The sequence below is a fragment of the Chryseobacterium sp. 14P4.3.2 genome, from assembly GCF_057799275.1.
The window spans coordinates 236,867-248,526 of record NZ_JBYOKO010000007.1 but is presented as its reverse complement, the minus strand read 5'-3'; the positions used below and the strand labels follow the sequence as shown (position 1 = coordinate 248,526).

The window sequence follows — 11,660 nt, the reverse complement described above, 5'->3', positions numbered from 1 at the left end:
AATCTTGAAATATAGATCTTACTTATTACAAAAGAACGCCTCAATACTATTGAGGCGTTCTTTATTTTCTTATCGTTAAGTCGTATTTATACCTGGATTACTCCCAAGTTAAATTTTTCTGTAATAGGAGAATGGTTTGCCGCTTCAATCCCCATAGAAATCCATTTTCTGGTGTCTGCAGGGTTGATAATAGCATCTGTCCATAATCTTGCAGCTGCGTAGGTGGATTCAGTTTGTTTCTGGTATTTCTTTGAAATGGTATCTAAAATATCGTTGTGTTCCTTCTCCGAAATTTCTTTGCCTTGTTTTTTCAAGGTTGATTCCTGGATCTGGGCCAATACTTTTGCGGCTTGTGTTCCTCCCATCACAGCCAAATCAGCCCATGGCCATGCCACGATAAGCCTTGGATCATAGGCCTTTCCACACATCGCATAATTACCTGCACCATACGAATTTCCTGTAATGATGGTGAATTTAGGAACTACAGAGTTAGCTACAGCATTTACCATTTTTGCTCCGTCTTTGATAATTCCTCCATGCTCTGATTTTGAGCCTACCATAAATCCTGTAACATCTTGTAAGAAGATTAAAGGAATTTTTCTTTGATTACAGTTAGCGATAAATCGGGTGGCTTTATCCGCAGAATCGGAGTAAATAACCCCTCCGAACTGCATTTCTCCCTTACCGCTTTTTACCAGCTTTCTTTGGTTGGCTACTATTCCTACAGACCATCCATCAACTCTAGCCGTTGCACAGATAATACTTTTACCATAGTCGGGTTTGTATTCTTCGTATTCAGAGTTATCCACAATACATTTGATAATCTCATAAGTATCGTATTGCTCGGCTCTGGAAACCGGCATAATTCCGAAAATATTGTCAGGACTTTCTTTTGGTGGAAAACTTTCTATTCTGTCGAAGCCTGCTTTTTCAGTACTTCCGATAGATTTCATGATGGTTTTTATTCTGGTTAAAGCATCTTTATCATCTTTCGCTTTGTAATCGGTAACTCCAGAGATAGAACAGTGTGTAGTAGCACCTCCTAATGTTTCATTATCAATACTTTCTCCAATGGCTGCTTTTACAAGGTAGCTTCCTGCAAGGAAAATAGAGCCTGTTTTGTCAACGATCATTGCTTCATCACTCATAATAGGAAGGTAAGCCCCTCCAGCCACACAACTGCCCATAACGGCAGAAATCTGAATGATTCCCATTGAACTCATTTTAGCATTATTTCTGAAAATTCTTCCAAAATGCTCTTTATCTGGGAATATTTCATCCTGCATTGGAAGATAAACACCTGCTGAGTCAACAAGATAGATAATAGGAAGTTTGTTTTCCATTGCAATTTCCTGTGCTCTTAGGTTTTTCTTTCCAGTGATAGGAAACCAGGCACCAGCTTTTACAGAAGCATCATTAGCAACTACTAGACATTGTCTTCCGGAAACATAGCCCATCACAACAATAACTCCTCCGCTTGGACATCCTCCATGCTCTTCGTACATCTCATACCCTGCAAACGCTCCTATTTCTATGGAATCTGAATCCTTATCGAGAAGATAGTCTACTCTTTCTCTTGCAGTCATTTTTCCCTCATCACGAAGCTTTTGAAGCCTCTTCTCACCGCCCCCTTTTTTGATCTCTGTGAGTAAGCGATTAATCTCTGATAATTTTAATCTGTTCTGGTCTTCTCGTTTATTGAATTCGATATCCATAAAATTTTCAATTTTTTACGCTTAAAGATACTATTTTTATGAAGAATATGGATTGGAAGTAAAACAGACGTTTAATGGTTTGGTTCTTAGTAAATTGTGAAATTTTTAACAGAAAAATACTTTTAAATTATTTATATTTTTTCTAACTTTACAATAGAGTAACAGGGGGTGATATCCTCTGCAAAATACTCAGTTCCTAGTTTATTTTTTTAATAGTTTATTATTTGAAGGCCCTGAAAGTTTAACAAATTTTCAGGGTTTTTTATATATATTAAAAAAACTGAAAGGTGGTTTGGAAAGTTAATCTGAATAATATTTTCTGTATTCTATAATATTAAGAAATGATGATGTACCTTTATTTTTCTGATACCTTTTGTATGGAATAAAACCTAATTTTTCAGGTATTTTCTTACTGGCTATATTCTCCTGATCTACTGGATAAATTATATATTCGAAAGTGAAATTATTTTCTAAAAATTCTATCAGATTCATTATTATTTCAGTTCCCAATCCAATTCCTTGCACACTTTGTTTCAACCATAGGCCGAGTTCTACGGACTCTGAAGTTATATTATGAATGCCACAACAGCCAATGAAGTTTTTATCTGGATCAACAGCTACCATTACGAGATCGGTATTTTTTGAAAGAAGCATTTTTGATTCCTCCACAAATTTTGTAATATCATTTCTATTACCGTTCGGAGTAAAGGGCATATACTTTGTAGTTTCTGCAGTAAAATGCCTATTAATGTCATCAATATATAGGGAGTCAATAGGTTTTAAGATGAGCCGGTCTGTTTTTATTATAATATCTGCATTTAATATCATTAGCTAATTGGTGGTTTTTGTTGAAAAGCATAATTCGCTTATAAAGATAGCTACGAAATAATAAATTTCAAAATTGGTATAGCAGATGTCTACATTATATATTTTCAATGATTTTTTAAAAAAATAATTAAAAAAGATATAGATATTAAGTAAATAATTATTTGTTAACGTAATATTTATAATTTTTTATGAGATTTATAAAAGCCTATTTGTAAATTTGCATGTTAAAAATTAAAAGGAGATAGGTTATGCATAAATTGGCACTTTTCAGATTGCACTTAATAGTATTTTTATGGGGATTCACTGCAATTTTAGGAAAGCTGATTCATGCAAATGCACAGATTCTGGTTTTCTACAGAATGCTTTTCGCTGCTATTTTTCTTTTTGTATTTATCAGAGTTTTTAAAAAAGAAAGCATAAAGGTTTCTAAAAAAATATTCTTTCAGCTGGCAGGTATAGGCCTTGCCATGGCTCTTCACTGGTATTGTTTTTTCTACTCTATTAAAGTATCAAATGTTTCAATTGCTTTGAGTTGTCTGTCTTTGTCCACTCTTTTTGCATCCATACTGGAACCCATTATTTTTAAAAGAAAAGTCGATATTTCTGAGGTAATCATGGGTACAGTGATTGTTGCCTGTATTTTATTGATTTTTAAAACCGAGTTCCATTTCAAAGAAGGTATTATTTATGGAATATTCTGTGCCATTTTTGGAACCATATTTTCCGTATTTAATGGTAAAATGTTTGGGAAAACGAGTTCAGGGAACATTATATTTTATGAAATTTTCTGTGGTTGGTTTATTTTAATGATATTTTATCTGCTTTCAGGGCAAATTTTTCAAATGAATGAAATAAACTATAGAGATTTGGCGTTAATATGCTTGTTAGCCAGTGTTTTCACTGCTTTTCCAATGTTAGAATCAGTGAAATTAATGAAATATATATCACCTTTCACATTAATTTTAACAGTTAATTTAGAACCTGTTTACGGAATTATACTAGCTTTTTTTATCTTTGGGGAATCAGAACATATGAGTCCTATATTTTATATTGCTTCAGCTGTTATGATACTGGCAATCATAGTGAATGGATTAATAAAAGCCAGAAAAACTAAAAACTTTAACTAAGCATCAAATTTATATGATGAAAAAATATTTTTTACTTGCATTTTCACTACTGTTTGGGCTATCCCAATCTCAGATTATCAGGAAGTATTCCAATGAATTTTTAAATATAGGAGCGGGAGCTCGTGGGCTGGCAATGGGAGGAGCAGTAATCTCCAATCAGGATGATGTCTATGCCCCTATGTGGAATCCTGCAGGTCTGATGGCAATAGAGAAAGACTGGCAGGGGGCTGCTATGCATGCAGAATACTTTGAGTCAATTGCAAAATATGACTATTTAGCTTACGCTAAAGTTTTGGAAGAAGGTGTTTTCGGAGTTTCTGTAGTCAGACTTGGAGTAGATAATATTTTGAATACCACCCAGATGATTGATGCTGAAGGGAACATTGATTATGATAAAATTACAAAGTTCTCTCAATCCGATTATGCCGCAATTCTTTCTTATGCATTCAGACCGGGTGGAAATCCTAATCTTGATGTAGGAGTAAATGCAAAAATAGTCTATAGAAATGTAGGTAAGTTTGCCAATGGCTATGGTTTCGGTTTTGATGTGGGAGCAATTTATAAAGGAAATAATGGATGGAAGTTCGGGGGGATGATTCGTGATATCACAACTACTGTAAACTTTTGGAGCATTAACCAGAAAGAACTTTCCACTGTTGTAAACGGAGAAGAATTTAACCCGGCACCAAAAGATAAGATGGAACTTACAATGCCTAAACTTAATGTAGGAGCCAGCAAATTATTTGAAATCAACAGTAGTGTATACGTATTACCGGAAGCGGGATTAAATGTAGATTTTGCTAAAACGGCTTCTTTAATTTCAACAGATTTTGCAAGTATAAGCCCTTATGCAGGAGCAGAATTAGGATATCAGAAAATGATTTTTGTGAGACTGGGGATCAATAGATTTCAGTCGATTACAGATATAGAAGACCTTAAAAGAAAAGTTTCATTTCAGCCTAGTGCAGGTATTGGGATAAGATATAGAGGACTTACACTGGATTATGCAATTACAAATTCAGGCATAGGGGGATCTAATTTCTATTCTAATTTCTTCTCACTAAAGATGGATATGGGAGCATTCAGAAACGATTAAATCAGAAAAAATGAAAAAGATTTCAATGTTTGTGTTGGCAATTTGCTCAACAGCAGCTTTTGCCCAAAAAGTTTCAGATTATAAGTATATTTTTATTCCGGAGAAGTTCCAGACTTTTAAAAAGAGCAGTTTTGGATTAGAAGAATCTTTAGCAAAAGCACTGAAGGGAAAGAAGTATGAAGTACTGGCAGAAAGTGTGGATAAATGGCCATCGGATGCTAAAAACAATTCCTGTAATGTGCTTAATGCAGAAGTTCTGAATGATAAAAACTTATTCACCAATAAAGTGATTTTACAGTTTAAAGATTGTAACAAAAAAGTGGTTTTTGAGTCGAAAGGGAGCTCAGATATTAAAGAATTTGAAGAAGGATTTGCAGATGCATTGAACCAGGCGTTGACAAAGGTTGGGTTTTCTAATCCTGTTGCGATGCTACCCGCTCAGAATACCGCTGTAAACGAAAATGCCCAGACTACAGTTTCTGAGGTATCAACATCTTCTGCCACTCCATCAGCTAATCACTATTCAAATGGAAAAATGGAATTGCAGAAAATACAGATTGATGCCAATCAGTTTATTTTAGCAAATTCAGGGAGCTCTGTTCCATTTGCTGTTTTTAAGACAACATCAAAAAAAGATGTTTTCACTGTGAAACTTGCTGATGGAAATTCAGCCATAGGCTATTTTGAGAATGGGAATATTGTAATAGATATTCCGCAGGCAGATGGAAGATATTCCAAAGAAGTTTTTGCTGGAAAATAGTTTGAACATAAAAACAAAAAAAGAATAACCATATCCTTAGCTAAGACAAAGATCTTAGCTAAGGATTTACTTTTAATAGAAAATGAGAAAAATTTATATTTCGATGTTGACAGCAGTGTCAATATTTTCCTGCGCGCAGACTGTTTTAAATACAAAGCTGCAGGAGATTCATTTTGGTTCTTCAAGTGGACCTAGCCAGTTAATCAAATTTAACGATCAGCTTATTTTTCCGGCTACAAGAAATGCTGAAGAAAGCAGAGAATTATGGACCTTTAATCCTGTTACTCAGAAATCTACCTTACTGAAAGATGTTTTTCCGGGATATGGTATTGGGATTTCCGGTGATCCTACCTTTATGAAGCTGAATAATAAGGTGTACTTCATAGCTATACAGAGCAATAATTCTAATAACCAGCTTTGGGTAACCGATGGAACTACTTCCGGAACTTCTAAAGTGAAAGATCTGAATTTTGAATATGCTATTGAAACCACTGCTGTAGCAGGAAATAATATCTTTTTTTATCATCACAATGAACTTTGGGTTTATAATACCGTTGCAGACAGTTTGCAGCTGTTAAAGACATTTCAATACTCCGGTAACGTGAAAATGCACTCCATGAATGGTATCATGTATATAGCGGCCAATGATGGAGTACATGGAAAGGAGATCTGGAAATCTGATGGTACTTTGACAGGAACCACTTTGTTAAAGGACATCGTCCCTAATGCCAATGGAAGTATTGACGGAGACTTTGCAGCATTGATTTTTAAGAATAAACTTTATTTTATCGCTAATCTCGGAACCGCAGGATATGAATTATATTCAACAGATGGAACAGAAGCAGGAACAGTATCTGTGAAACCTATAGGGTATATCAGGCTGGAAGGTGCAGCAGCAGATGATTATTTTGTATTTACAGGATTTGATACAGTAAACGGGCTTGAGCCTTGGATTTCTGACGGAACAGCTGCCGGTACTAAACTCTTGAAAAATCTTACTCCAGGAGCTACAAGTTCCATGGGTATGAAAAAATTTATAAAATTCAACAATAAAATATTCTTTGAAAGTGGTGCCAACGGAGTAAATCAGGCCTATGGCAACTATATCTGGGAAACAGATGGTACAGAAGCCGGAACCGTTCCTTTCAGTACTCATCCTGATGCTTTGATCTATGGAACCAGTTCGGATGATAAACATTTGATCTTTACCATGGCCAACTATGGAAGCAGATATTGGATTACTGATGGAAACCCTGCCCATAGCTTTGAAATCACAAGTCTTGGATTGCCATATAGCAATAGTTTTGTAGATCTGAATTCTAAAATTTATCTTCCCGGTAGCACTCAAAAATATGGAACGGAATTATACTCAATAGATCCGCTTACCCAGGAGGCCGCAATAGCTTCTGATATCAGTAAATTTGAAAGTGCTTCTCCTCATGCATTTAATGTGCTGAATAATGATCTTATCTTTATTGCTACGGACCGCCAGTTTAATAGCCAGATTTATAAGAGAAATAACAGTACACATCAGATTCAAAGATTATCTGCACTGGGAGGGAATTCATATACAGGGATTTATACTGATTTTAATGAAGACTTTATTAAAGTTGGAAATTATCTCTACACGGATGGAGGAACTTATAGGACAGATGGAACGGAAGCCAATACTATTGCAATAACATCTCCCGATGTATCAAGTAGGTTTATGTACACAAATTTAAATGATAATACCCTGCTTTTTGCCGGTTATAATAATTTAGTAGGTACTGAACTTTGGAAAGTAAATAATAATTCCAATACAGTTACTTTGGTGAAAGATATCTCTGTAGATTATATGGGAAGTCTTTATTCTGTGGATTCTAAAACGGCAGTTCTGAATGGTTTCGCCTATTTTGTGGCTAAAGAAAACGGAAAACTGGGGATCTGGAAAACTGATGCTACTGATGCCGGTACCTTAAAAACTATTCAGTTTTCATATCAGGATGGAACTGATGGGAACATCAAGGTATTAAATACGTTGAATAATAAACTACTCTTTACAAAACAGCAGGAGAATACCTCAACAAGTTACAGCTCGGGGCAGAATGAGCTTTGGTCTTCAGATGGTGATCAGGCATCAGCTGTTCTGATAAAGTCTTACGCTGTACCTTATGGTTCCGCGAGTATTTCAAAGGAAACTGGTACTTTAGATAATAAATTGATCTATGTTACATCAGGATATCCTTCAGCATTGCATTCTACAGATGGTACTGCTGCAGGAACAGCCGAAATTTTATCCGGGAACTTTTCTGGAGATATTAAATTTAAAAAATGTGGTAATCAGTTATTCTTTACACATAACAATGCATCCCAATTATGGAAAACCGACGGTACAGCTAATGGAACTTCCAATTTGGCCCAAAATTTTACTTCAGTGAAAGACATGGTTTGTGCGAATAATTATCTTTATTTCCTTAATGGTGATTCCCAGAAAGTATGGAGAACTAACGGAACTTCATCAGGAACTATGCCTATGGATATTTTTATAACCAATGATGATAATCAGTTACTGGCTAATGAAAATATTCAGAAAATGGGAACTGATGGAGATCAATTATATCTGACCATTGCTACAAAAGAACACGGAAGTGAATTCTACGAAATTACTGATCCGCTACCCACTTATCTGGCAGTGAGTGAAACTCCTAATGCTGATACTAAAAATGGGAATATGGATATTCAGATTTATCCAAATCCTGTTTCTGACTCTTTCTCAATAAAGCTTAAAGGAAATGACAGAATTGAAACGGTCAAGATTTTCGATACTTCCGGAAAGCTGATAAAAAATATAGTTGACCATAATGAGAATATTAGGGTAGCAGAACTTTCTTCAGGAATATACTTTGTAAAAATAAAAACCGGAAAAGGTGATTACTTAAGCAAGATCATAAAAAAATAAATATTACCTATAAAAGGCTCCTGAAAAGGAGCCTTTTATATTTGAATATGATGATGTGTCTTTTCCTGATTCTGTAGGTAAAACTATTGACAAACTAACCTTTAAAAGTTCAACTATTCTTTGATGAAAATAATTGGATTGAAATATAAAAACAGGTCATTTATTGTGCGAAACAAAGAGAAAATAAGACCTGCAGAATTAGAATTTTTTTTATGGTATTATTGCTTTTAGTTACTAATGCTAATTTACAATAAATATATATATAATCTTAATATTTAATGAATAATTTTATATTTATTGAATATTAGTGATTATTTAATTTTAACGAAAGCTATTTGTTAGTATTTTTATTTTCACTAAATAATGGATGAAATGCCTGTATCCATGGAATGAAAGAGTGTTTTTGACAAAAAAAATCTAATGGAATTATCCGTTGTTATTGAAAAACTCCCAGATTATTTTAGCCTTGCTCTTGCCGAGAATCTCTTCCAGTGTTTCCAGATTGGATTCTTTGATTCGTTTTACGGATTTTAATTTAGAAAGTAATAATTCAATTGTTTTTTCTCCCACTCCGGGAATTTCCTCCAGTTCAGATTTTATCGTAGAATTACTTCTTCTGGTTCTATGATGTTTTACTCCAAAACGGTGGGCTTCATCACGTACTCTTTGTAAGATTTTTAAAGTTTCAGATTTTTTATCAAGATATAAAGGAATAGAATCTTCCGGGAAGAAAATTTCTTCCAGTCTTTTGGCAATTCCTACAATAGTTATTTTTCCATAAAGTCCCAGTAATCTTAAACTCTTAACTGCAGAAGATAACTGTCCTTTCCCCCCATCAATCAAAATCAGCTGAGGGAGACTTTCTCCTTCATCAAGCATTCTTTTATACCGGCGGTAGATCACTTCCTCCATAGTGGCAAAATCATTGGGCCCTTCTACCGTTTTAGGGTGGAAAATTCTATAATCTGCTTTGCTGGGTTTACCATCTTTAAAAACAACACAGGCCGACACAGGATTGGTCCCCTGGATATTTGAGTTGTCAAAACCTTCCATATGTCTGGGTTCTACAGGCATTCTCAGCAGTTTCTGCATTTCAGCCATGATTCTGTTCGTATGCCTTTCAGGATCTACGATTTGAACCTGTTTCAGCTTTTCCAGACGGTATTCTTTAGCATTCTTTTCAGAAAGCTCTACAATTCTTTTTTTGTCGCCTACTTTCGGAACAATCAGTTTTACATTCGGAATTTCTACAGACAAATGGAAAGGAAGCAGAACCTCTTTTGAGTCCGAAGCGAACTTCTGACGGATCTCAATCAAGGCTTCTTCCATAATGTCTTCATCTGTTTCCTCAAGAATTTTTTTAATCTCTGTAGTGAAACTTTGAATGATATTCCCGTTTCTTATCTTAAAGAAGTTGACATAAGCTGCTGTTTCATCACTGGTCATACCAAAGACGTCCACATCATCAATATTTGGATTAACCACTGTATTTTTAGCCTGATAATCTTCCAGAATATCAAGCCTTTCTTTAATAATCTGAGCCTCCTCAAACTTAAGGTCAGAAGCAAGTTTCATCATCTGATTTACAAGAAAATCTTTAGCTTTCCGGAAATCTCCTTTAACAATTCCACGGATAGCGTCTATCTTCTCATCATATTCTTCTTTACTTTCAAGATCTTCACAAGGCCCTTCGCAGTTTTTGATATGGTATTCCAGACAGACTTTATACTTTCCGTCTGCTATTTTGGCAGGGGAGAGGTTTAGATTACACGTTCTTAGTTTATAAATATGCTTGATGGTATCCAATAAGATCTTTGCAGGACGTACCTTTGCATAAGGCCCATAATATTCCGAACCGTCTTTAATCATATTTCTCGTTAGAAAAACGCGTGGGAAATCTTCGTTTTTAATGCAGATCCAGGGATACGTTTTGTCATCTTTCAGCATGACATTATAAAACGGCTTATGCTCTTTAATCAAATTGTTTTCCAACAAAAGAGCATCATACTCACTGTTTACAATAGTAGTTTCCAGACGCTGGATCTTACTCACCATTATTTTAATCCTGTATCCGGGAAGATTTTTGTTGAAATAGGAGAGAACCCTCTTTTTCAGATTTTTAGCTTTCCCCACATACAATAGCTGTTCGTTTTTATCATAATAACGATAAACGCCGGGTTCGGATGGTAAAGTTTTGAGCTGTAATTCTAAAGAAGGATTCATATAACAAAATTAAGGAAACTTTCTATATTTTGAAAAATAAAAAACCCGTAGACTGATCTACAGGTTTATAAATGATATGATAATAATAACTTTATCCGTTTGCCATTTCGGTATAAGTATATACAAGGAAACTTAAGTAATCCCATTTAACAGAATCTTTAGGGTATTTTTGCATGAACTCCTTGTTGTCACCAAAAAGAAAATCATAATTGTCTTCAAAATCATCCTTATGAAGCCACATGACTTTATTGCCTTTCTTTATGTAATAAGATTTGATAACACCGCCGCCGAATGCAGGGCCGCCAACGAAACCAGGTGAAGAGGTAGTAGTTGCAAAAGGATCATGATAAACAGAAATAATATCATTAAACTCAGGATTAATGACTTGCATTAGAAAAGTTCTGCTTTCTTTCTTGTTTTTTAAAGAAACGGTTTGATTTTCAAAAGGAATAGCTTCATCTGTTACAGACTTTTTATATTTTTTAGTGCTGTAATTTCTCATATTTGAAATGAATTTTGCCGCTTTCATAGATTTTTCAGTTTCTGTTGGATATAAATACATTTCAGCAATATCTGCCGCAGCAAATTTCTTAGATTTTCTTGTATCTACGTCTTCGAGTGTGATAGAAAGAATCTGGCCTCTTTGTTTTTCCCATGATTTACTGTAGCCTTGGTATTCAGTATTATCTTTCAATATTATGGTAGATATTTTTTTATCCGATGCAGTGTCGAAGCCTTCGTTAAAAAGGTACTTGTTCATTTCTTTTTTTTCTTCTTTTGAATATTTTACTTTCTGTGCGAAAGCTGTTGTACTGGCAACCAATAGAACAAGCAGTAAAGATTTGAGTCTCATGTATTATTGTTTTTAATTTCGGAGCCAAAAATAGTAAATTAAATCATTTGATTTCATAAAAATATAGAAGGGTGAAATTTAGCTTTTCCAATTATCCTTAAATGCGTAATTTTAAGA

The 11,660-nt window shown here is 34.6% G+C and carries 8 protein-coding genes; 4 read left to right on the top strand and 4 right to left on the bottom strand.

Annotation, left to right across the window (positions count from 1 at the left end):
- Positions 1–86: 86 nt before the first annotated feature.
- The gene (locus tag AC27VX_RS12985; RefSeq protein WP_488695941.1) at positions 87–1,715 is read right to left on the bottom strand and encodes an acyl-CoA carboxylase subunit beta; all 1,629 of its coding nucleotides are present in this window, start codon (positions 1,713–1,715) and stop codon (positions 87–89) included.
- A gap of 300 nt (positions 1,716–2,015) precedes the next feature.
- The gene (locus AC27VX_RS12980) at positions 2,016–2,543 is read right to left on the bottom strand and encodes a GNAT family N-acetyltransferase (protein WP_488695939.1); all 528 of its coding nucleotides are present in this window, start codon (positions 2,541–2,543) and stop codon (positions 2,016–2,018) included.
- Between the two features lie 248 nt (positions 2,544–2,791).
- On the opposite strand from AC27VX_RS12980, the gene AC27VX_RS12975 reads away from it, so the two are divergent.
- The 4 genes from AC27VX_RS12975 to AC27VX_RS12960 all read left to right on the top strand — a co-directional run bounded on the left by AC27VX_RS12975 (position 2,792) and on the right by AC27VX_RS12960 (position 8,467).
- Positions 2,792–3,670: a DMT family transporter gene (locus AC27VX_RS12975; RefSeq protein WP_488695937.1), complete on the top strand. Its 879-nt coding sequence runs from the start codon at positions 2,792–2,794 to the stop codon at positions 3,668–3,670.
- A gap of 13 nt (positions 3,671–3,683) precedes the next feature.
- A complete protein-coding gene (locus AC27VX_RS12970; protein WP_236857334.1) occupies positions 3,684–4,766 on the top strand; it encodes a putative type IX sorting system protein PorV2 in 1,083 nt (360 codons plus the stop codon).
- A 10-nt stretch (positions 4,767–4,776) separates the two neighbouring features.
- Positions 4,777–5,526, top strand: coding sequence for a hypothetical protein (locus AC27VX_RS12965; protein WP_488695935.1), 750 nt, complete (start codon positions 4,777–4,779; stop codon positions 5,524–5,526).
- Between the two features lie 82 nt (positions 5,527–5,608).
- Positions 5,609–8,467 carry a T9SS type A sorting domain-containing protein gene (locus AC27VX_RS12960; protein WP_488695933.1) on the top strand — a complete coding sequence of 953 codons (2,859 nt, stop codon included), beginning with the start codon at positions 5,609–5,611 and terminating at the stop codon, positions 8,465–8,467.
- 426 nt (positions 8,468–8,893) lie between these two features.
- Here the strand turns inward: AC27VX_RS12960 and uvrC are convergent, their stop codons facing one another.
- Positions 8,894–10,690: an excinuclease ABC subunit UvrC gene (gene uvrC, locus AC27VX_RS12955; RefSeq protein WP_488695931.1), complete on the bottom strand. Its 1,797-nt coding sequence runs from the start codon at positions 10,688–10,690 to the stop codon at positions 8,894–8,896.
- 91 nt (positions 10,691–10,781) lie between these two features.
- Positions 10,782–11,543, bottom strand: a complete 762-nt coding sequence (locus AC27VX_RS12950; protein ID WP_488695929.1) for a hypothetical protein — start codon at positions 11,541–11,543, stop codon at positions 10,782–10,784.
- Positions 11,544–11,660: the final 117 nt, after the last annotated feature.

Coding starts and splice junctions, on each gene's coding strand:
- AC27VX_RS12985 (WP_488695941.1), bottom strand. CDS start 1,715: ATGGATATCGAATTCAATAAACGAGAAGACCAGAACAGATTAAAATTA.
- AC27VX_RS12980 (WP_488695939.1), bottom strand. CDS start 2,543: ATGATATTAAATGCAGATATTATAATAAAAACAGACCGGCTCATCTTA.
- AC27VX_RS12975 (WP_488695937.1), top strand. CDS start 2,792: ATGCATAAATTGGCACTTTTCAGATTGCACTTAATAGTATTTTTATGG.
- AC27VX_RS12970 (WP_236857334.1), top strand. CDS start 3,684: ATGATGAAAAAATATTTTTTACTTGCATTTTCACTACTGTTTGGGCTA.
- AC27VX_RS12965 (WP_488695935.1), top strand. CDS start 4,777: ATGAAAAAGATTTCAATGTTTGTGTTGGCAATTTGCTCAACAGCAGCT.
- AC27VX_RS12960 (WP_488695933.1), top strand. CDS start 5,609: ATGAGAAAAATTTATATTTCGATGTTGACAGCAGTGTCAATATTTTCC.
- uvrC (WP_488695931.1), bottom strand. CDS start 10,690: ATGAATCCTTCTTTAGAATTACAGCTCAAAACTTTACCATCCGAACCC.
- AC27VX_RS12950 (WP_488695929.1), bottom strand. CDS start 11,543: ATGAGACTCAAATCTTTACTGCTTGTTCTATTGGTTGCCAGTACAACA.